Source organism: Amycolatopsis sp. NPDC051102 (genome assembly GCF_040682815.1).
Classification (GTDB): Bacteria; Actinomycetota; Actinomycetes; order Mycobacteriales; family Pseudonocardiaceae; genus Amycolatopsis.
Map to the genome: position 1 here is coordinate 10,084 of NZ_JBFBBT010000009.1, position 20,499 is coordinate 30,582.

General features: G+C 71.3%; 21 protein-coding genes and 1 pseudogene. 5 read left to right on the top strand and 17 right to left on the bottom strand.

Annotated elements, in window-relative coordinates:
• Nucleotides 1–109: 109 nt before the first annotated feature.
• The 6 genes from AB0M93_RS24495 to AB0M93_RS24520 form a co-directional block, all read right to left on the bottom strand.
• Nucleotides 110–1,414, bottom strand: a complete 1,305-nt coding sequence (locus tag AB0M93_RS24495; RefSeq protein WP_364276516.1) for a DNA polymerase IV — start codon at nt 1,412–1,414, stop codon at nt 110–112.
• A gap of 1 nt (nt 1,415) precedes the next feature.
• Nucleotides 1,416–1,727: a transcriptional regulator gene (locus AB0M93_RS24500; protein ID WP_103335624.1), complete on the bottom strand. Its 312-nt coding sequence runs from the start codon at nt 1,725–1,727 to the stop codon at nt 1,416–1,418.
• A complete protein-coding gene (locus AB0M93_RS24505) occupies nt 1,724–2,347 on the bottom strand; it encodes a hypothetical protein (RefSeq protein WP_364276518.1) in 624 nt (207 codons plus the stop codon). Before AB0M93_RS24505 ends, AB0M93_RS24500 begins: the two co-directional genes overlap by 4 nt.
• Before the next feature lie 54 nt (nt 2,348–2,401).
• Nucleotides 2,402–3,133: an ABC transporter permease gene (locus AB0M93_RS24510; RefSeq protein WP_364276520.1), complete on the bottom strand. Its 732-nt coding sequence runs from the start codon at nt 3,131–3,133 to the stop codon at nt 2,402–2,404.
• A complete protein-coding gene (locus AB0M93_RS24515) occupies nt 3,130–4,029 on the bottom strand; it encodes an ABC transporter ATP-binding protein (protein ID WP_364276522.1) in 900 nt (299 codons plus the stop codon). Before AB0M93_RS24515 ends, AB0M93_RS24510 begins: the two co-directional genes overlap by 4 nt.
• A 165-nt stretch (nt 4,030–4,194) precedes the next feature.
• Nucleotides 4,195–5,742 (bottom strand): alpha/beta hydrolase, encoded by a 1,548-nt coding sequence (locus AB0M93_RS24520; protein WP_364277063.1) that lies wholly within the window; start codon nt 5,740–5,742, stop codon nt 4,195–4,197.
• Nucleotides 5,743–6,039: 297 nt separating this feature from the next.
• On the opposite strand from AB0M93_RS24520, the gene AB0M93_RS24525 reads away from it, so the two are divergent.
• A complete protein-coding gene (locus tag AB0M93_RS24525) occupies nt 6,040–7,212 on the top strand; it encodes a macrolide family glycosyltransferase (RefSeq protein ID WP_364276524.1) in 1,173 nt (390 codons plus the stop codon).
• Here AB0M93_RS24525 and AB0M93_RS24530 read toward each other — a convergent pair whose 3' ends face one another.
• From AB0M93_RS24530 to AB0M93_RS24555, 6 genes are read right to left on the bottom strand one after another with little or no spacing between them, the layout of a single operon-like run.
• Complete coding sequence (locus tag AB0M93_RS24530; RefSeq protein WP_364276526.1) at nt 7,213–8,577, bottom strand: caspase family protein; 1,365 nt, start codon at nt 8,575–8,577, stop codon at nt 7,213–7,215.
• Nucleotides 8,570–8,950: a hypothetical protein gene (locus AB0M93_RS24535; protein WP_364276528.1), complete on the bottom strand. Its 381-nt coding sequence runs from the start codon at nt 8,948–8,950 to the stop codon at nt 8,570–8,572. Before AB0M93_RS24535 ends, AB0M93_RS24530 begins: the two co-directional genes overlap by 8 nt.
• A gap of 53 nt (nt 8,951–9,003) precedes the next feature.
• On the bottom strand, nt 9,004–10,722 hold the full coding sequence (locus AB0M93_RS24540) for an aminotransferase class V-fold PLP-dependent enzyme (protein WP_364276530.1): 1,719 nt from the start codon (nt 10,720–10,722) through the stop codon (nt 9,004–9,006).
• Nucleotides 10,719–11,486, bottom strand: a complete 768-nt coding sequence (locus AB0M93_RS24545) for an amino acid ABC transporter ATP-binding protein (protein ID WP_364276532.1) — start codon at nt 11,484–11,486, stop codon at nt 10,719–10,721. Before AB0M93_RS24545 ends, AB0M93_RS24540 begins: the two co-directional genes overlap by 4 nt.
• Nucleotides 11,479–12,357 (bottom strand): amino acid ABC transporter permease, encoded by an 879-nt coding sequence (locus AB0M93_RS24550; RefSeq protein ID WP_364276534.1) that lies wholly within the window; start codon nt 12,355–12,357, stop codon nt 11,479–11,481. The genes AB0M93_RS24545 and AB0M93_RS24550 overlap by 8 nt, the downstream gene beginning before the upstream one ends.
• Nucleotides 12,344–13,291: an ABC transporter substrate-binding protein gene (locus AB0M93_RS24555; protein ID WP_364276536.1), complete on the bottom strand. Its 948-nt coding sequence runs from the start codon at nt 13,289–13,291 to the stop codon at nt 12,344–12,346. Before AB0M93_RS24555 ends, AB0M93_RS24550 begins: the two co-directional genes overlap by 14 nt.
• Before the next feature lie 98 nt (nt 13,292–13,389).
• Here AB0M93_RS24555 and AB0M93_RS24560 point away from each other — a divergent pair, with 98 nt between their 5' ends.
• On the top strand, nt 13,390–14,373 hold the full coding sequence (locus AB0M93_RS24560) for a Gfo/Idh/MocA family oxidoreductase (RefSeq protein ID WP_364276538.1): 984 nt from the start codon (nt 13,390–13,392) through the stop codon (nt 14,371–14,373).
• Here AB0M93_RS24560 and AB0M93_RS24565 read toward each other — a convergent pair.
• A pseudogene (locus AB0M93_RS24565) lies at nt 14,334–14,468 on the bottom strand (DUF1768 domain-containing protein); the annotation flags it as partial. The gene AB0M93_RS24560 and the pseudogene AB0M93_RS24565 sit on opposite strands and share 40 nt — an antisense overlap.
• Nucleotides 14,469–14,932: 464 nt before the next feature.
• Complete coding sequence (locus AB0M93_RS24570) at nt 14,933–16,138, bottom strand: glycosyl hydrolase family 8 (RefSeq protein WP_364276540.1); 1,206 nt, start codon at nt 16,136–16,138, stop codon at nt 14,933–14,935.
• Between the two features lie 155 nt (nt 16,139–16,293).
• Between AB0M93_RS24570 and AB0M93_RS24575 the strand changes: the two genes are divergently transcribed.
• Nucleotides 16,294–16,695 (top strand): PPOX class F420-dependent oxidoreductase, encoded by a 402-nt coding sequence (locus tag AB0M93_RS24575; protein WP_364276541.1) that lies wholly within the window; start codon nt 16,294–16,296, stop codon nt 16,693–16,695.
• Here the strand turns inward: AB0M93_RS24575 and AB0M93_RS24580 are convergent.
• The 3 genes from AB0M93_RS24580 to AB0M93_RS24590 all read right to left on the bottom strand — a co-directional run bounded on the left by AB0M93_RS24580 (nt 16,692) and on the right by AB0M93_RS24590 (nt 19,264).
• Entirely contained in the window at nt 16,692–17,234 is a 543-nt protein-coding gene (locus tag AB0M93_RS24580; RefSeq protein ID WP_364276543.1) for a TetR/AcrR family transcriptional regulator, read from the bottom strand. The two genes, AB0M93_RS24575 and AB0M93_RS24580, sit on opposite strands and share 4 nt — an antisense overlap.
• A complete protein-coding gene (locus AB0M93_RS24585) occupies nt 17,234–18,778 on the bottom strand; it encodes a long-chain fatty acid--CoA ligase (RefSeq protein ID WP_364276544.1) in 1,545 nt (514 codons plus the stop codon). The genes AB0M93_RS24580 and AB0M93_RS24585 overlap by 1 nt, the downstream gene beginning before the upstream one ends.
• 123 nt (nt 18,779–18,901) lie before the next feature.
• A complete protein-coding gene (locus tag AB0M93_RS24590; protein ID WP_364276546.1) occupies nt 18,902–19,264 on the bottom strand; it encodes a helix-turn-helix domain-containing protein in 363 nt (120 codons plus the stop codon).
• A gap of 93 nt (nt 19,265–19,357) precedes the next feature.
• Between AB0M93_RS24590 and AB0M93_RS24595 the strand changes: the two genes are divergently transcribed.
• Together AB0M93_RS24595 and AB0M93_RS24600 are read left to right on the top strand one after the other, a co-directional pair.
• Nucleotides 19,358–19,744 (top strand): RidA family protein, encoded by a 387-nt coding sequence (locus AB0M93_RS24595; protein ID WP_364276548.1) that lies wholly within the window; start codon nt 19,358–19,360, stop codon nt 19,742–19,744.
• 84 nt (nt 19,745–19,828) lie between these two features.
• A complete protein-coding gene (locus AB0M93_RS24600) occupies nt 19,829–20,437 on the top strand; it encodes a TetR/AcrR family transcriptional regulator (RefSeq protein ID WP_364276550.1) in 609 nt (202 codons plus the stop codon).
• Nucleotides 20,438–20,499: the final 62 nt, after the last annotated feature.

Genomic DNA, 20,499 nt, shown 5'->3' on the forward strand with positions numbered 1-20,499 from the left:
GGGGGCGGGGTTCGGGGGGGGGGCCCTTTTTTGGCCTCCCCCCCGGGGCGGGGGGGGGGGGGGGGGTGTGTTCGGGCGTTAGCCCCCCCCCCTACCCCCCCACGACCGGTCAGCGCAGGCAGTCGGCGGGGTCGCCGCGGGTCAGGGCGGGGTCCGACTGGGGGAAGGTGCGCGCGACGCCGGGTCCGGATGACCGGTGCTCGAAGCGGACCGTCACCCGGCCGTGGCCCGCGCCCTGGACCCAGCCCGTGCCGAACTCCTCGTGGACCACGTCGTCGCCCTGGCGCCACTCCGAAGGCGCCGCGGGTGCCGGGGCCGAGACCACCGTCGACGTCGATGGCACCGGCGGGGCGGCCAGGGTGAACAGCGCGTCCTGGTGCGGCACCGAAAGCCCGCTGTAGGCGACGCCCGCCAGCCGGATGCCGCCGAACTCCGCCGGGTCGATCAGCAGGCGCTCCGCCGTCGCCGACAGCTCGGCCAGATCGTCCGTGGGGGCCGAGATCGTCTCCGACCGGGTCACCGTGTGCATGTCCGTGTGGCGCAGCTTGATCACCACCGTCCGCGCCACGCGGCCGGCCTTCAGCAGCCGCTGGTGCGCGCCCACCGCGATCCGGCGGACCTCCGCCCGCAGCGTGGCGAGGTCCTTGATGTCGGTGTCGAACGTCGTCTCGGCGCTGACCTGCTTCGTCTCCGCACGGCCGGCGACCGGGCGGTCGTCGGCGCCGGTCGCGAGGCGCCGCAAGTCGCGGCCGACGACGCCGCCGAGCGTGGCCACGGCGTCCGGTTCGGACAGGGCCGCCAGCTGCCCGAGCGTCTGGACGCCGATGAACCGCAGCTTCCCCTCCGCGACCGGGCCGATGCCCCACAGCGCGCGCACCGGCAGCGGCGCGAGGAACTCGCGTTCGGTGCCCTGCGGCACCACCAGCAGCCCGTCCGGTTTGGCCTCGTCGGAGGCGATCTTCGCGATCTGCTTGCCGTTGCCCGCGCCGATCGACGCCACCAGGCCGGTTTCCGACCGGATCCGGGCCCGCAACGCGGCGCAGAACGCCGTGACCTCGTCGAAGGACGCGCCGGCCAGCGACGCCGGTTCGGCGAAGGCTTCGTCGAGGGAGATCTTCTCCAGCACCGGCGCGACCTCGGTGACGACGGCGAAGACCTCCTGGCTGAGCCGCTCGTAGACGCGGAACCGCGGCGGCACGATGACGCCGTTCGCCGGCAGCAGCCGCCGCGCCTGGGCCATCGGCATCGCCGAGCGGATGCCGAACGCCCGCGCCTCGTAGCTCGCGCCGGCGACCACCCCGCGGGGTCCGAGCCCGCCGACGAGCACCGGCCGCCCGGCCAGCGTCGGACGGGTGAGCTGCTCGGCCGACGCGTAGAAGGCGTCCAGGTCGAGGTGGATCACCCAGCGGCCCACGTCAGTCCCCGCCGGTGGCGTCCAGCAGCTGGTGCAGCGCCTTGGTGTAGCTCTCGAACGCGGCCCGCCCGGCCGCGGTCAGCCGGACCAGGGTGACCGGCGTGCGGTGTTCGTAGGCCTTGGTGATCTCGACGTACTCGGCGTCCTCGAGCTTGCGCAGGTGCGTCGAGAGGTTGCCGGCCGTCATGTCCAGGAGCTGCTGCAGCCGCGGGAAGGTGATCTGGTCGCCCGAGCGCAGCCCGGCGAGCGCGACCGTGACCCGCAGCCGCGCCTGGGCGTGGATGACCGGGTCGAGCTGCGGCAGTTCGCTCATCGGCCGGTCTTCTCGCGCACGAAGTAGACGATCGCGCCGAGCAGGAACCCGCCGCCCCCGCAGACGGTGAGGACGAGGAAGTTCGCCGGGTACCCGACCAGCACGCTCAGCGCGGCCGACACGATCATCCACGCGCCGAGGCCGTACATGAGCTTGTCCTGCCACACCATGCCGCCCGCCAGGTACATCACGCCGGTGAGCAGCAGCCACGTGCCGGTCCACAGCAGCGACACCTGGTCCGTGGACAGCGCCTGGAAGCTCGTGATCCGGATGTCGACGACCATCAGCCCGATCGAGCCGAACGCCCAGCCGTAGCCGTACATCGCGCCGACCGTGCGGGACGGCCCGCGGATCCCGCGGCCGGAGCGGATGCTGGTGAAGGTCGAGTAGCCGACGGCGCCGAGGAACAGCAGCGGGACGACGACTCCGCCGGCGACCCAGGGGGGCACCGCGACCCCGGGCAGCGTCGTGACGTAGGTGAAGCCCCACCCGACGATCCAGGCGAGGGCCCACGCGGCAAGCATCCGCGCCGGGCCCCCGCCCAGTTCCCGGCGCGTCCGCCGGTTCTGCTGGGCGATCAGGTTCAGCGACTCTTCGGCCGACATCGGCTCGTCATCCACCCGATCCGCCCTCTCCCGTGCAGCTCCCTCAACTGCACGGAAGCTAACACGCATTCACAGGCGGGCCGTGTCCAGCCGGAACCGGCGCATGACGACCACCGCCGGGACGAGCAGCCAGCCGGCCAGCACCAGGGCCGCCACCCACGTCCCGGAGGCGTGCGTCAGCGGGTCGAGGCCGACGCGGCGCAGCCAGTAGGTGGGCAGGAAGTGCGCCAGCGCCGACATCCAGCCGGGCAGGATCTCCAGCGGGATCCACAGGCCGCCGAGCAGGCCGAGCGGCATCATCAGGGCGCCGGTGACCGCGCCGACCGTGTCCCCCTTCCCGAACAGGCCGATCGCCAGGCCGAGGACGGCGAACGGCAGGACGGCGGCCCACAGGAAGACCAGCTGCCTGCCCCATTCGGCCATGGTGAGCGGTTCCCCGCGCAGGAAGCCGACGAAGAAGATCGCGACCAGCACCGGCAGGGCCACCGCCATCGCCGAGGCGACCTTGACGGCCAGGTAGCCGGGGCCGCGCATCGGCGTGAGCCGCAGCTGCCGCTGCCAGCCGTCCGTGCGTTCCTGCGCCACCCGGGTGCCGGTGAACAACGCGCCGCTGCTGGCGCCGTACGCGGCCATGCCGATCATCGTCTGCGTGCTCGAGTGCATGCCGCTGTCGAGGACGTAGTCCCCGAAGATGGCGCCGAACAGCAGGTACATCGCGACCGGCATGCCGATGGTGAAGACGGTGAACTGCGGGCTGCGGATGATCCGCTTGATCTCCAGGCTCAGGTACGTCGTGTTCACGCGGCGGCCTCCTCGGCGGTCAGCGCCAGGAATGCCTCTTCGAGGCCGAGGGCGGTGACTTCGAAACCGGACGCGGCCGGGTGGGCCGCGAGCAGGGCGCGGAGGGCGGCGTCGGAGTCGGCGCAGGCCAGCTCGGCGCGCCCGGCGCGCAGCTGCACGCTCGTGACGCCCGGCAGGTGCGCCAGCTCCGCCTCGGTGGCGCCCGGGACGGCGGCCTTGATCACCCGGCCGGACACCGCGGCCCGGACCTCGGCGACCGCGCCGTCGGCGACCACGACGCCGTGGCGCATCAGCACGACGCGGTCGGCGTAGTCCTCGGCCTCGGCGAGGTAGTGGGTCGCGAACAGCACGGTCCGGCCGGCGGCCGCGAACTCGCGGATGGCCGCCCAGAACGCCCGCCTGCCGTCGACGTCCATCGCCGCGGTGGGTTCGTCGAGCACGAGCAGCTGCGGGTCGCCGGCCAGCGCGAGCGCGAACCGGACGCGCTGCCGCTCGCCGCCGGAGAGCTTGCCGCAGCGGCGTTTGACGAGCTTTTCGAGCCCGGCCCTGGCGATCACCTCTTCGGCGGGCAGCGGCTTCGCGTGCGTCGAGACGACCAGGCCGACGATCTCGCCGACCGTGACGTCCGGCAGCAGGGCGCCGTTCTGCATCATCGCGCCGACGAGCCCCCGGTCGACGGCTTCCTGCGGGCTGCCGCCCGCGACCGTGACCTCCCCCGCGTCCGGCTTGGTCAGCCCGAGCAGCATGTCGACGGTGGTCGACTTGCCCGCGCCGTTCGGCCCGAGCAGCGCGACGACCTCGCCGGGCGCGACCTCGACGGACACCCCGCCGACCGCCGTGACCTGCCCGAACCGTTTGGTGAGGCGGTGCAGCGCGAACGCCGGTCCCCCAGTCATGACGTCCTCCTTCCATGGACTTTGAATCGCAAAGTTGCTGCGGACTTTGTAACACAAAGTCCACGCGGTTTCAAAGCCCCCGGTGCCGGAAAGCGCGCGGAGCCCATAAAGAAACGGGGTGCCGGGCCCTCGGCCAGACACCCCGTTCACCAGGGTTTGCGCAGGTCAGCCGGCGAACCGCCCGGCGACCATGCCCTGCGTCGCCGCGACGTCGGCCTTGGCGGCCGTCGGCGCCGGCGGCGTGGGCTGCGGCAGCGGCGCGCACTCGACGTCCGCCGTGCGGCCCGGCTTGCGGGCCGGGAGCGCGCCCGTCGCCAGGTAGTCGGCGATCTTGTTGTCGACGCACGCGTTGCCGCGCGGGGTGATCGCGTGGCTCGTGCCGCCCGGCTCCGCGATCAGCGAAGCGCCCGGGAACCGGCTGCGGATCTCGAGGCTGCCTTCGAACGGCGTCGCCGCGTCGAGCGTCTCGTCGATCATCAGGACGCTCTGCACACCGCGGCCGTCGACCTTGGTCGGCTTCCCGGCCTTCGCCGGCCAGTACAGGCAGGGCGCGTTGAACCACGCGTTCTGCCAGGTGAAGTACGGCGCCTTGGTGAAGGTCTTCCAGTTGTCGCGCTTCCACTGGTTCCAGCTCTGCGGCCACTGGACGTCGGTGCACTGCACGGCGAGGTACACCGCGTAGCCGTTGTCGTCGCCGCGGCCGCCGAAGGCCTCGAAGAGCGTCTTCCAGTTCTGCCAGTCACCCTTGTTGACGAACCGGGACAGCGCGTCGCCGAGCAGCGTCCACCGCAGCTGGTAGTAGCTGGCCTGCTGGATGACGTCGAGGATCTCGTCCGGCCCGATCACGCCGCCGGCGGGGTTGAACTGCGTCTTGAGCAGCTGCTCGTTGACCACCCGCTGCACCGCGGCCTGGGTCTTGCCGAGGTGGTAGACGTCGTCGTGCTGGGCGACCCAGCCGAACCAGATCAGGATGTTCTTGTCGAAGGCGACGTCCTGGTTGAGGTTGTCGCCGTACCAGACGCCACGCGGGTCGACCGTCGAGTCGAGCACCATCCGCCGGACGTTCTGCGGGTACAGCGTGCCGTACACCTGGCCGAGGTAGGTGCCGTAGGAGTAGCCGTAGAAGTTCAGCTGCCGCTGGCCGAGCGCCTTGCGGAGGGAGTCCATGTCCTGGACCGTGTCGGTCGTCTTCATGTTCTCCAGCAGCGCGCGCGAGTTGTTCTTCGCGCAGGCTTCGGCATACCCCTTGGAGCGGTCGAGCCAGGTCTTCTCCAGCTGCGGGGTGAACGGCACGTACTGCGGCCGGTCGTAGTCCATGTAGTTCGGGTCGCACGACAGCGCGGGCTTGCTCGCGCCGACGCCGCGCGGGTCGAAGCCGATCCAGTCGTAGGCGTCGCCGGCGTGGTTGGGCACGCGCGGGCCGCGGGTGGCCAGCAGCAGGCCGGAACCGCCGGGGCCACCGGGGTTCGTCAGCATGACGCCCTGGTACTGCGCGTCGGCCACCTTGTGCTTGACGCGGCTGACGGCGAGCTGGATCTGCTCCCCGCCGGGACGGCGGTAGTCGAGCGGCACACCGAGGTACCCGCATTCGGCACCGGCGGCGACCAGCGTCGGATCGGTGCACGCCCCCCAGGCGATCGACGCCGGTCCGGCGGGCGCGGCGCTCGCGGCCGGGGCGGCCACGAGCGCGGACGCCACCGCGGCGGCGGCCACCGCGGCGAAAACGGCAGATCTCACTGTTTCTCCCTTTCCCCTGCGACTTCGGGCGGGAGAACCCTAGACCCGCCGGGGGCGCGGCGGGACGGTCAAACGGGTGCGTGACCGCGAATGCCCTACGAAAGGTGGAAATCGGGTGGCGGGGGCGATCCGGGATCCCGTACGGTCGGTTCCATGATCTTCTACACCCGGCTCCGCCTCGTCTGAGACGGCGTGACCGCCGGACTCCCCCGCCCATCGGGAGGGTCCCTCACCTGCGCGCCGTCCGTTCTTTCTTCCTTTTGAAGGAGCACTGTGCTGCGCAAACACATTGTCATGGTCGGCTGCACCGCGCCGAGCCACATCTACCCGTCCCTGGGCGTGCTCGCCGAGCTGGTCCGCCGCGGGCACCGGGTGTCCTACGTCGTCGGCGCGCCGCTGGCGTCGCTGGTCGAGCCGACCGGCGCCGAAGTGGTCACGCACCCGACGACGTTCCCGCTCGGCGAGGCGGCCGTCTGGCCGGACGAGCCGGCCGAAGCCATGCGCGTCTTCCTCGACGAAGCCATCGCGATCCACCCGCTGCTGACTTCGCGGTTCGACGACGACCGCCCCGATCTCGTGCTGTACGACATCGGCGGGCTGGGTGCGCCGCTGCTGGCCGCGCGGTACGGCGTGCCCGCGGTGCAGCTGTCGCCGACGCTGGTGGCGTGGGAGGGCTACGACGAGGAAATGGCTGCGGTCATGGAGCCGATCAAGGCATCACCGTCCGGTGTGGACTACGCGGCCACGTTTTCCCGGTGGCTGGCGTCCCACGGCGTTTCGGCCGATCCGTGGGAGTGGATCGGGCACCCGTCGCGGGTGCTTTCGCTGATCCCGCGCGCGATGCAGCCGCACGCCGATCGAGTGGGGCCGCACGTCCGGTTCGTCGGGCCGTGCTTGGATCCCGCGCGGCTGGCCGACCGGTCGTGGACGCCGCCGGCGTCGGGCTGGCCGGTGCTGCTCGTGTCGTTCGGGACGGCGTTCACCGACCAGCTTCCGGTGTACCGGGCTTGTGTTTCGGCGTTCGCCGCGGACTGGCATGTCGTGATCTCGCTGGGGAAACACGTCTCGCCCGCTGCGCTGGGGCCGCTACCCGAGTCGGTGGAGGTGCACGAAAGCGTGCCGCAGCTGGCGGTGCTGGAAGCGGCGTCCGCGTTCATCACGCACGCGGGAATGGGCGGGGCGACGGAAGCGTTGTGGTTCGGGGTCCCGACGGTGGCGATCCCGCAGGCGGCGGACCAGTTCGGCAACGCGGCCCAGCTCGAGGCGCTGGGAGTCGGGCGTCACCTGCCGGCCGATGCGGTGACGGCTGCCTCGCTGCGTGAGGCGGTCGATGAGGTGTCTTCGTCGGCTTCGGTGGCTTCGCGGCTGGCCGAGCTGAAGGCGGAGATTCGCGGCCACGGCGGAGTTTCCGTCGCCGCGGACGCCGTGGAGTCCTACCTCAATTGATCAGCTCCGGAAGCTACCGTACGAGTTGCTGCTGCCGCTGTTGCCGGATGCGTTCAGCGTGAGCAGGAGGATCAGCAGGACGGTTCCGGCGACCAGGATGGCAATCGCGACCGCGAGCCAGATCTTCGCGCGGCGGGAGAGCTTCTTCTTCTCGGCAGCTTCGTCGCTCTCGGCGGCCGCCACCGGCTCGGTGGCGGCCGCCGCCGGGGTGGTCTGCGGCGCGGGCTCGGGCACGGGCGGAGGTTCCGGCTCGGCCGCCGCTCGCGGCCCGGGCTCGCGCACAGGCGAAGGTTCCGGCTCGGCCGCCGCTCGCGGCTCGGGCTCGGGCTCGGGCTCGGGCTCGGGCGCAGCTTGCGGGCCTGCCGCGACCGGCTCCGGCTCCGGCTCAGCTTGGGGCTCGGCCGCGACCACCTCCACCGGTCCCTCGGCCTCGGCCACCCACGCGACCGCCGCCGTCGACACTGTCCGGCTGTCGTCGTCCACCAGGCGGCGGATCTCCTCCGCCGTCCGCTGCCGCACCACGTCGTTCCCCACCCGGTTCAGGCGCTTCAGCCCCTCCAGTGCGCTCATCCGGTCCGTCGCGATCGGGCTCGCCAAGCCGTGCCGCAAATACTCCGGCAGCTCCCACCGCGGATTCCGGGCCAGCACGATCCGCCCCTCCACGTCGGACTGGTGCTTCGGCCGCTGCCGCGGCATCTCCGCCACCACCCGCTCGTGGACGTAGCTGTACAGCTCGTCCACCGTCACGTCGCCGTCGCCGTCGAGGTCCGCGCTTCCGTCGCGCAAGCCCGCCACCAGATGCCTGGTGAACACCGACCGGGCTGCCGAGCCCACCACCGCGTCGCCCTCGAACGAATACTGCGTTGCGTCCGAGGCCGTCAGGACCGCCCGGCCGCGGCCCTGGAACCGCTCCAGCGTGTGCACGTCCGTGCCCGCCTTCGCCAGCTTGCCCGCCGGGAACGCGCCGCTGTAGCAACAGTCCAGCACCAGCACCTTCTGCCGCGACGGGCAGCCCGCCATCGCGCGGTCGACCAGCTCCGCCGCCAGTGCCGTGAACATCAGGCTGTCGCGGCGGGTGTTGGCCATCGCCAGGTACAGGCTGCCGTCGTCGTCCTTGACGCCGTGGCCGGTGAAGTACAGCAACGTCAGCTCGTCGCGTCGCCGTCCCCGGTAGAACTCGCCGATCGCCTCGCCCACCACGTGGTGGGGCTGGTCGACCAGGGTCGTCACCTCGAACCCCGCGATCGCCGGGTCGCTCAGCACCGCGGCCAGCTCACGCGCGTCACCGCCGGGCGCGGTCAACCGGCGCAACGCCGGGTCGGCGTACGTCTCGGTCGCGATCAGCAGCGCGTGCCGGCTAGCCATGGCGCCGGACGAACGCCTCGATCAGCTGCTGCCGCTCCGCCGAGGTCGCCCGCTCGAGCTCGACGGTGTCGCCGTCGATCGTCATCTTGATCCGGTGCTTGCCCGCCTGCCGGCCCAGCCACTCGCGCAGCGTCTCCACCAGCCCCGGGAACACCCCGCCCGCCGCGCTGAACGCGACCAGCAACGACCCGGCCGTCACCGGGTCGACCGCCTTCGCGCCCGGCGGGACCTCGCCCGGCACGGCCCGCAGGTCGACGTCGAGCTCACCCAGCTCGGCGCGCAGCCGGCGGACGAGCCGGTCGAGCTCTTCGGCGTCGGCGTCGTCCTCCGCCTCCAGCCGCAGCAGCGCGCTCCGGGTGTCCGATTCGGTCATGCGCGCCATGGTCCGCCCGGCCGGACCGCGAAACAAGGTCCGATCGGGCAGCGTCAGGCGCGGATTTCGTTGAGGTAGTTGTAGATCGTGTACCGGGTGACGTCGAGGCGCCCGGCCAGGTGGTCGACCGCGTCCTTGATGAGGAAATAACCGGCTTCGTCGAGTTCCCGCACGACGGCCGCCTTGTGGCGTTTCTTCATCAGGTCCACCGGGATCCCCGCCTTCGTCACCGCCCGGTCGACCAGGAACCGCTGCAGGCTGTCGACGTCCGGTGGGAAAGTCTCCGGCTCGCCGGTGCCGCCCGGGGACGCCGCCGTGTCCACGCTGTTGACGCACAGGCAGCCGACCGCGACGCCGTCGGCGTCCCGCAGGAACAGCGTCGACGAGCGGATCGGCCGGCCGTCCGGGCCGTGGGTGCGGTAGTTCGTCAGGTCCTGGGTGGTGCCGCGGCGGACCAGGCCGAGCAGCAGGTCGGTCATCGGGCCGCCGACACTGCGGCCGGTGAGGTCGCCGGCGATGGCGACGATCGAGTCCGGCAGCCGGCTCAGGTCGTGCAGCAGGACCTCGTTGCCCGGCCCGAGCATCGCCGCGAGCCCCGGGATCGCCGGCACCAGCGCGGTGAGCACCTCGTGCGTCGTCGCGCCCGCGGCCGGGACGACCAGCGGTTCCCGCGGCCGGGTCAGCGTCTCCAACGCCTCCCGGAGCAGGTCCGCGGCCGCCGCCGGGGTCGAAGCGTGCGGCGAGAGCCGGACGTGCTCGGGCCGCACGGTCGCGGCGATCCCCGCGTTGGCCAGTGCGGCGCCGACCTGCTCGGCGGGGTGGCCGGGCAGGGTGAACGCCAGGATCCCGGCCCGCCGCCCGGTCGCCGAGACGACTTCGGCGCCGCAGGACGCCAGGACCTCTTCGAACGAGGCCAGCCGCTCGGCGATCCGGGCCGCGATGGCGCCGACGCCGGCGTCCTCGACCAGCTCCAGCGCCTCGGCGAACGCGCCGGAGGTGATCGGGCTGAGGTTGGAGATCGACCACGCCTGCGCGGTGACGTCCGGCGGGTGGATCTCGTCGTCGAACAGGCCGGGGTCGCGCGCGCCGGTCCAGCCGGACAGCACCGGGTCCATCCGGTCCAGGGCACGGTCGGACAGCACCGCGAACCCGGTGCCCCAGCCCGCGCGCAGCCACTTCTGGCCGCCGACGACCAGGACGTCGGCGACCTCCCACGGCTCCTCGACGACGCCGAAGCCCTGGATGCCGTCGACGACCAGCAGCCGGTCGCCGACCACGTCCCGCAGCGCGGCCAGGTCGGCGCGGTGGCCGGTGCGGAAGTCGACGGCGCTGACGCTGACCGTCGTGATCTCCGGCGTCAACGCATCGGCCACCCGCTCCGGCGTGACGTAACCGCTGGTCAGCCGCCGGACGCGGAGGCGGCCGGCCTGTTCGGCGCGGGCCCACGGGTAGGTGTTGGCCGGGAACTCCGCCGCCGACACGAGCACCTCGCCGGTGCTGTGGAAGGCGGCCTGGAACAGGCCGAGGCTGGTGTGCGGCAGCAGGACCGTGTGGTCGGTGTCCGAGCCGGACAGCCGCGCCGCGGCCGCCTTGGCCCGGATCTCCTGCCGCATCAGTTCGTCCACTGTGGACGGACCGGCCGTGGTGGCCTGGTCGAGCAGGGCGGCGGTCGTGTCGAGCACCGCGTGCGACGGCGGGCCGAACCGGGCGAAGTCGAGGTAGCCGGCGGGCTCGTCGAACTGGAGCAGGTACCGGGGCGAAATCCGCGTCACGCGAGGATCCTCGCCAGGAACTGCCGGGTCCGTTCGTGCTTCGGCGCGCTCAGCACCTCCGACGGCGGCCCGGTCTCGACGACGACGCCGTCGGCCAGGAACACCACTTCGTCGGCGGCCTCCGCGGCGAAGCTCATCTCGTGCGTCACGACGACCATCGTCATCCCCTCCCCCGCCAACGTACCCATCACTTCCAGGACCTCGCCGACCAGCTCCGGGTCGAGCGCGGACGTCGGCTCGTCGAACAGCATCAGCTTCGGCTTCATCGCCAGCGACCGGGCGATCGCGACGCGCTGCTGCTGCCCGCCGGACAGCTGCGCCGGGTACGCCTCCGCCCGGTGCGCCAGCCCCACCCGGTCCAGCAGCGCGAGCCCCTGCTTCCGGGCTTCGTCCGGTTTCACGCCCAGCACCCGGATCGGGCCCTCGACGACGTTCTCCAGCGCCGTCCGGTGCGCGAACAGGTTGAACCGCTGGAACACCATGCCGATGTCCCGGCGCTGCCTCGCGACGTCGCGTTCGCGCAGTTCGTACAGCTTCCCGCCGCGCTGCCGGAAGCCGATGGGCTCGCCGTCGACCCAGATCTGGCCGGCGTCGATGGTCTCCAGGTGGTTGATGCAGCGCAGGAACGTGCTCTTCCCGGCGCCGGAGGGCCCGAGCAGGCAGACGACCTGTCCCTTGTGGACGTCCAGGTCGATGCCGCCGAGGACTTCGGTGTGGCCGTAGGACTTCCGGACGCCGACGGCGCGCAGCAGCGGCTCAGACACGGGCACTCCTCACCAGTGGCACGCCGCGCAACGCCTTGCCGGCGCGGGCGAGCGGCCCGCGGTCGGCCTGCCCGAACGCGCGTTCCAGGTAGTGCTGGCCGACGCCGGCCACGGTCACCACGACCATGTACCAGACGGCCGCGGCCAGCAGCGTCTCCATCACCAGCAGGTTGTTGGACGAGATGTTGTTGGCCGCGTGGATCAGCTCGGTCACGCCGATCACCGACGCCATCGACGTGCCCTTGAGCATGTTGATGAAGTCGTTGCCGGTCGGCGGGATGATCACGCGCATCGCCTGGGGCAGCACGACCCGGCGCAGCGTCGCGGCCGGCGTCATGCCGATCGACTTCGCGGCCTCGGTCTGCCCGCTGTCGACGCTGTTCAGCCCGGCGCGGACGATTTCGGCCATGTACGCGCTTTCGTTGAGCGCCAGGCCGAGGAACGCGGCGGTGAACGCGCTGATCAGCACGTTCGTCTGCTCGTGGACCAGGAACGGGATGTCGATCACCGGGAAGACGAGCGCCAGGTTGTACCAGAGCAGGATCTGCAGCAGCACCGGCAGGCCGCGGAAGATCCAGATGTACCCGGCGGCGAACCACCGGGCGACCGGGTTGGCGCTGCGGCGCAGCAGGGCGATGACGATGCCGAGCACGATCGCGACGGCCTGGGACAGCACGGCCAGCACGACGGTGTTGAGCAGCCCGGTCGCCATCACCTTGTAGAAGACGAAGTCCGGGACCTGGTTCCACGCGATCTGCGCGTTGCCGAGCGCGATGCCCAGCAGCACGAGCAGCGCGATGATGATCGCGGCGGCGACCCACCGGCCCCAGTGCCGGAGCCGGACGATGGGCAGCGGTTCAGGAGCCGCCATTGATCGCGGCCTCCTTGACGGCGCCCTGCTCGACACCCCACGCCTGGAGGATCTTGCCGTACGTGCCGTCGGTGATCAGGGCCTGCAGCGCCTTCTGGACGGAGTCGCGCAGCGCCGTGTTGGTCTTGTTGACGCCGATGCCGTACGGGCCGCCGTCGATCGGCTGACCCGGCACGACCTCGAAGAACTTGCCCTCGCCCGCCGTGCGCGAGATGTACACGGCGCTGGGCAGGTCGTTGAGGATCGCCTGGACGCGGCCGGTGCGCAGCTGGTTCTGGTTCTGGTTGTCGCTGTCGGTCGCGGTGACGGTGATCGCGGGCTTGCCGGCCTGCGTGCACTTCGTGCTCTGCTCGGCGGCGAACTTCTGGTGGCTGGTGCCCTGCACGACGGCGACGTTCTTGCCGCAGAGGGTGTCCGGGCCGGTGATGCCGTCCGGGTTGCCCTTGCGGATCATGATCGTGATGCCCGAGGTGAAGTAGTCGACGAAGTCGATCTGCGCCTGGCGGGCCTTCGTGTCGTTCATCCCGGCCATCGTCAGGTCGATGCGGCCGGACTGGAGGCTGGTGATGAGCGAGCCGAACGCCATGTCCTGGTGGGTCACCGGGACACCGAGCTTCGCGGCGATCGCCTTGGCGAGGTCGACCTCGTAGCCGATCGGGGTCTTGCCGTCGGCGGCGTAGAAGTTGTTGGGCGCGGACTGCAGGTTCGAGGCCAGGTGCAGGCCCGCCTGCTTCACGGCGTCCGGCAGGGCGGCGTTGAGCTGGGCGTCCTTCTGCACGCCCTGGACGATGGCGGCGGTGTCGGGGATGCCGGACGCGGGCGCGCCGGCGGCCTGCGACGTCCCGCCCGCGCCGTCCGGACCACCACCGCAGGCCGTCACGAGGACGGCCAGGCTCGCGAGCAGCACTGCCTGTGCGGCACGACAACGGGACATAACGGACCTCCACTGTTCGGCTGGCCCGGAACGCTACAACTCGTTGTTGAAGAGGTCAACCAGCTGTTGAAATCTTGCTCGGTGCTAACTTCGCGCTCATGAGCCTGCGGATCGGCATCCTGGGGGCGGCTCGCATCGCGCCCGCGGCCTTGATCAAGCCCGCTTCTTCCCACGCCGACGTCGCGGTGACCGCCGTCGCGGCTCGGTCGCCCGAGCGCGCGCAAGCGTTTGCGACCAGGCATGGGATCCCGCGGGTGCACGCGTCCTACGAGGCCCTGCTCGCCGACCCCGACATCGACGCCGTCTACAACCCGCTGCCCAACGGCCTGCACGGGCGCTGGACGCGGGCCGCGCTGGCGGCGGGAAAGCACGTCCTGTGCGAGAAGCCGTTCACGGCCAACGCGGCGGAGGCGCGGGAGATCGCTTCACTGGCGGAGACGACGGACCGTGTCGTGATGGAGGCGTTCCACTACCGGTACCACCCGCTCGCGCTGCGGGTGGAGGAGATCGTGGCGTCGGGCGAGCTGGGTTCGCTGCAGCGGGTCGAGACGGCGTTGTGCTTCCCGCTGCCGAAGTTCTCGGACATCCGCTACGACTACGGCCTGGCCGGCGGGGCCACGATGGACGCGGGCTGCTACGCGGTCCACATGGCCCGGGTGTTCGGCGGCGAGACGCCGGCGGTGGTGTCGGCTTCGGCGAAGCTGCGCTCACCCCGGGTGGACCGGGCGATGACGGCGGAGCTGCGGTTCCCGTCGGGGCACACCGGGCGGATCGAGTGCTCGATGTGGTCGTCGTCGCTGCTGAAGCTCAGCGCGAAGGTGATCGGCTCACGCGGGTCCGTCCGCGTGCTCAACCCGGTGGCACCCCAGGCGTACCACCGGGTTTCGGTCCGCATCGGCGAGTCCCGCCGCACGGAGAAGTTTCCCCGCCGGGCGTCGTACGCATACCAGCTGGACGCCTTCGCGGCAGCGGTCCTGCACGGCGAGCCGGTGAAGACCTCGGCGGCGGACGCGGTGGAGACGATGACCGTGCTCGACGAGATCTACCGCGCCGCGGGACTGCCGCTGCGCGAACCCAGCTGAGCCCGCACGTCCGCAAGAGCGAAACCGAGCAGGTTCAGTCCCCGCCACGCACGGGGTGTGCTCGCCCGCGGGTCGTCAGCCGCCAAGCCGATGCCCAGACCTCGGTTGGCTGGGCCGTATCCCGAACTAAGCAGCCCCCGATTTCCACGCTAGCGCAGGGCACCGACAGTTCTGAGCCACTCCGCGCGGCTCCTACGCCGCCCTCGGCGCAGGTCGAATCCGGCGAATCCGCAGATCGGCGCCTGCGACCTGGCCGGCGCTCTTGGGGGCGACCTTCGCACCCGCCTGAGAGTTGTGGACAAGCCGCGCCGCTGGGCTCAGCAGGGAACAAAAATGTCGGTGCTCTCGGCTAGCGTGGAATCGGGGGCTGCTCCGAACGAACCCGGCCACACTCGCGCGCCGCGATGGTCAGCCGCGCAGATCCTTGAACCGCCGGCCCGCGTCGAGGGCGCGGGTCAGCTCCTCGACGCTGCGCGGGTGACCGGTCATGGCGCCAGTCTCACCCGCCGGGGGCTCGTCCCGCACCCGGGTTTCCGCGGTGCGGGACGTCCCCGCCGCCTCAGGCGGCCACGTAATTACCGCTCAGGATCAGGAGCACCTGGATCGTGATGCCCGTTCCGTAGTAGTCCGTGGCGTCCGGGGACCACGTCGAGATCGCCGTCCAGAGCTTGTCCAGCCACGCCTGGCTGGCCGGGTCCGTCATCGCCGCCACCGCGAACGGGGCCGTGAAGCACGGGTGCTGACCGCTCTCCGTCTTCGAGCCCGACAGCGAATAGCCGCTCTGGATCTTCGCCGGGTCGCCGCCCGTCGCCGACTTGATCCACGTGTTCATCTTGCGGACCTGCGCCGCCGCCGCGCTTCCGGGGGCGGAGATCGCGTCCACGCCCAGGCGCCACGGGTCGCGGCAGGCGTTCCAGCTGTACTTGCCGTCGTACGGGCCCTCGAGGAAGTTCGACGGCGCCGGCTTCGGCGTCGAGTTCGTGTTCACCACGAAGTCCGGCAGGAGCCCGGTGTTCGGCGCGTACGACGACTGCAGCTGACTGACCGCTGTCTCCGAGCGGGTGCGGACGGAGTCCCAGAAGCTGTCGCCGGTCGCCGCGGCGAACGCACGCAGGTGGCCGGGCATCCAGTCCGACGAACGCGAGCTGTTCTTGTACTCCGCGTCGTTGCCCCAGTCGCCGAGGAGGGTGAACTTCGTGCTGCCGTTGACCTCGCTCTTCTTGATCGCGTTGATGATCCGGCCGGCTTCGGCCTTGTAGTCGACCGAGCCGCCGCTGCCCCACTTCTTGTCGGCGATCAGCAGGCCGTAGGCGATTTCGAGGTCGCCGTCGGTGGCCGAGTCGCTGCCGTTGACGCTCTTGCAGCTCGAATCCTGCTCGGCCGCGTGCAGGTCCCTGTTGTTGACCGACGGGTGCGCCTTGACGAACTTCAGGATCCCGTCGACGATCGAGCGCGCCTGCGGGTCCTTCTCGGCCATCATCGCCGAGATCGTCATGCCGTAGCCCTCGCCCTCGGCGACGAAGGAGTGGTCGGCGTCCTTGGACAGCACGGCGTAGGTGCCGCTGCCGCACTTGGTGGTCAGGAAGTTCTTCTTCCAGAAGTCATAGTACTTCTGCAGCGCGGCATCCTGCGTGGCCTGCGAGACGGACGGCCGCAGCGTTCCCGGCACGTACGGCGTGCCGGCCGCGGACGCGGCCGTCGGCACGCTCAGCAGCCCCGCGGCGAGCGCGGCCGAAACCACCACCGCCCGGACAACTCTCTTCATGGCTCCTCCGGATAGACATCGTTGGCTGCGGCGAAGGTGATCGAAGCCTGACAGAAGATTCAAGACCAGGTCAAGAGCGTTAGGAAACTTTCCTTACTATTACCGTGAGTGGTCCCACACCTCCCCGCACGCCCGGACGGACTAGCGTGGAGACCATGCAGATCGACCTCGTCGGCCGCGGGCCGGACTTCCGCGCGTTCTGGACCGAGCGCCACCTGGCCACGCTGACCACGGTCCGCCCGGACGGCACACCGCACGTCGTCGCGGTCGGCGTGACCGTCGACTTCGACGCCGGAATCGCCCGGGTGATCACGTTCGCACCGTCGGTCAAGGCCCGGCTCGTCCGCGCGGCGGGCCCGGAAGGGATCCCGGTCGCGGTCTGCCAGCTCGACGGCCCCCGCTGGTCCACTTTGGAGGGACGAGCGGTCCTGCGCGACGACCCGGAATCGGTGCGAGACGCGGAAAACCGCTACGCCGCCCGCTACCGGCAGCCGAAGCCGAACCCGCAGCGGGTCGTCATCGAGATCACCGTGACCCGGGTGCTCGGCAACGCCTAGCTCGCGCGGGAGTGCACCAGCCGGGTGTACTCCTCCAGCAATTCCGTCAGCTCGCCGTGCTGGCCCGCCGATGCCAGCTGCTGGTGCCCCACCAGCATCGCCATCCCGAGCGATGTCAGCGTCCGGGCCAGTGCGCGGTCGCCGACGATGCCTTCGACCGCCTTGCCGACCGTTCGCACCCGGGCGTCGTCGACGCGCTTCTGCGCCGCGCGCACGGTTTCGTCGTTGCGCGCCCATGCCCGGATCGCGGCTTCGGCCTCGTGGGGCAGCCCGAGCGTCAGGTCCATCAGCGCGGCGAAGTCCGCCGCCGGGCCGCCGGTGCCGAAGTTCCGCTCCCGCAGGATCAGCACCTGACGGTTCTCCCAGTGCTCCAGCAGCTGCTCCACGAACCCGGGCCAGCCGCCGAAGTGGTGGTAGAACGAACCGCTGGTGACGCCGAGGGCGCGGCACAGCGCGCCGACGGTCAGCTCGGTGAACCCGTGCCCGGCGAGCAGGTCCAGCGCCGCCCCGAAGTACGCCTGCCGCGTGACCGGCGGCATCAGACGTTCCGGTCCCGGTCCCGCCAGTAGGGTTCGCGCAAAGTACGCTTGAGGATCTTCCCCGTTGCGTTGCGCGGCAATGCATCCACGACGTCGACGCTGCGCGGGCACTTGTAGTGGGCCAGCCGCTCGCGGCAGAACTCCACGATCTTGTCCGCGTCGAGCTGGTCGCCGGCGACGACGGCCTTGACCTGTTCGCCCCACCGCTCGTCCGGGATGCCGATCACGGCCACCTCCGCGACGCCGGGGAACTCCGCCACCACGCGCTCGACCTCCGGCGAGTACACGTTCTCGCCGCCGGTGATGATCATGTCCTTGACGCGGTCCTCGAGGAACAGGAACCCGCCGTCGTCGAGCCGCCCGACGTCGCCGGTGCGGACCCAGCCGTCCACAATGGTCTCCGCGGTCGCCTCCGGCTTGCCCAGGTAGCCGGCCATCCGCTGCTCGGTGCGCACCCAGACCTCGCCGGTTTCCGCGTCTTCCGCCGTGACCGGATCGACGATCCGGATGTCCACACCGGACAGTGCCGTGCCCGCGGAGGCCAGCCGCTCGGGGCGGGCGGTGTCCCGGTGCGCTTCGGGGTCGAGTGCGGTGACCGCCCCGGACAGCTCGGTCATGCCGTAGACCTGCGCGAACTTGACGTCCGGCCAGGCCGCGAGGACCGTGCGCAGCAGCGGGAGCGGCATCGGCGAAGCGCCGTAGCAGAGGTACTTCAGCTTGGCGAACGCCTTGAGCGCGGCCTCGCCGGCCTGCGCGATCCCGGCCACGACGGCGGGCACCAGGAAGGCGTGCGTGATCCCGGCCCGCAGCGCCGCGAACAGCGACGCCGCGTCGGGCTCGCGGGTCAGGTACGACGGTTCGCCGTAGAGGAACCCGGAAACCGCGTAACAGCTGCCACCGACGTGGAACAGCGGCATCGCCACCAGGTTGACGTCACCCGGGCCGATCGGGAACGCGGTCCCGGCGGCCAGTCCGTGCGCCAGGACGCTGCGGTGGGTCAGCACCGCGCCCTTGGGGAAGCCGGTGGTGCCGCTGGTGTACATCACGAGCACGCCGTCGTCGGTGTCTACGCCGGTCCCGCTGTGCGGTGCGGCGGAGGTCAGGAACGACTCGTACTCGTCGGCGTCCCCGCCGACGACCACCACGCGCTCCAGCGCGGGCAGCCGGTCCCGGACCGCGTCGAGCGCGGGCACGAATTCGGCGCCGGCGAAGACCACCTTGGCGCCCGCGTCCTCGAGCACGTAGGCGAGTTCGTCGCCGGAGAGCCGCCAGTTGACGACGGCGTTGGCCGCCCCGAGCCCGGCCGCGGCAAAAGTCGTCTCCAGGCAGGCGGGGTGGTTCTTGTCGACGAACGCGACCCGGTCACCGCGCGCGATCCCGGCCGCGGCGAGCGCACCGGACAGCCGCCGGACCCGCTCGTCGAACTCGGCCCAGGTCCACGCCCGGTCGCCGAAGAGCAACGCGGTGTCCGCCGGACGTTCCCGCGCCCAGTGCGCCAGGAGCTCGCCGAACAACCGGACCCGCGGGCGGACGTCTTCGGGCATGGGAGTTCCCTTCGGGCCGGCACTGGACCATAGACCGGTCTATGGTGCGCCGCGGCCCGGCGGGCGTCAACACCGGACAACCGGTCGCGAACCGGCCTGCCGGTCGGTGTTTTTGTGACGCTGTCAGCTGTCGAAGCGGTTCCGGGCGGCTTCGATGGCCTCGATGAACCGCTGGGTCCAGCCGCACATGCCGTCGACCGTCGCGCGCAGCCCCTGCCCGGGCTCGGTGAGGGTGTATTCGACGCGCGGCGGCACGGTCGGGTGCACCTCGCGCTCGACCAGCCCGTTGCGCTCCAGCATGCGCAGGTTCTGCGTCAGCATCTTGTGGCTGATGCCCGCGACCTCGTTCCTCAGCTCGCTGAACCGCAGCGTGCGCTCGCCGAGGGTCTCGATGATCAGGAGCGCCCACTTGTTGGCGACGTCCGAGAAGATCTCGCGCGCCAGGGAATCCGCGCGGGAGAGGTCCTTGTCCTGCTTGGTCACCATCTGGTTCCCCCGTCACCGAAAAGTGCCTTCTTCCGCATGGTCCAAGACTCTCCTACGGTTCCTGGGTAACCACAAGAGAGCACGGAGGAACAGATGACTGTCACCCTGCTGAATTCGCGCGAACTGCCCGAGATCGACGTCTACCACCAGGTCGCCGTCGCCGAAGGGACGAAGCTCGTCTTCGTCGCCGGGCAGGTCGCCTGGGAGACCGGGGGCGACCTCGCCGACCAGGTCGAGCAGGCCTACGTCAACGTCGCCGCCGCACTGGCCGCGGCCGGCGGGACGTTCGACGACGTGGCGAAGCTGACCGTTTACGCCGTCGACTGGACACCGGAGAAGATGCCCGCCCTGCTCGACGGCATCGCCCGCGGCAGCGCCGAGATCGGGACCACGGCGAAGCCGCCCGCCACGCTCATCGGCGTCGCGGCGCTGGACGTCCCGGAGCACCTGGTCGAGATCGAGGCGACCGCCGTTCTGTAGCCGCGTGCGGCGACCAGGCCGGGCGGCGGGAGCCCGCCGTGGCACACTTCGTCGACCACGATGCCAGTCAGGGGAGCACGACGCATGACCGATCGCCCGGCCCGGCGGACGCAGGAGCAACGACGCGCCGAGACCGAGCGGCGCGTGGTGGACGCGGCGATGGCGCTCATCGCGCGCAGCGGGTCCCGTGCCGTCACGCTCGCCGAGGTCGGGGAAGCCGCCGGCTACAGCCGCGGCATCGTCTACCACCACTTCGGCAGCCGGGAACGGCTGCTGGAAGCCGTGGTCGACGAGGCGCAGCGGTTCGACGTCCCCGATTACCAGGGGAACGGCCTGGACCACCTGGTGCAGATCGTCGAGGCCTACCTGCGCAACGTCGTCCGGCGGACGCCGTCGGCGCGCGCGTTCCTGCAGCTGTGGGGCGAGGCGATCGCGGCCGACCCCCTGCTGGCCCCCCTGTTCGCCCGCCGGGACGCCGACTTCCGGCAGCTGCTGGCGAACGTGGTCCGCCAGGGCGTCGCCGACGGGTCCGTCCGGCCCGACGCGAACCCGGCCGCGGCCGCCGTGCTGGTCGTCGCCCTGGTCCGCGGCACCGGGCTGCAGCTCATCGCCCAGCCTCCGGTGCGCAACGTCCCCACCCTCATCCGCGAGGCGACGCGCTCGGTGCGCGCGGCCTTCGCCGTCACGCCGTAGTTTCCGGCAGTGGTCCCCGGCAGCGGCCGCTGCTACAGTTACTTGCATACATGCACGCAAGT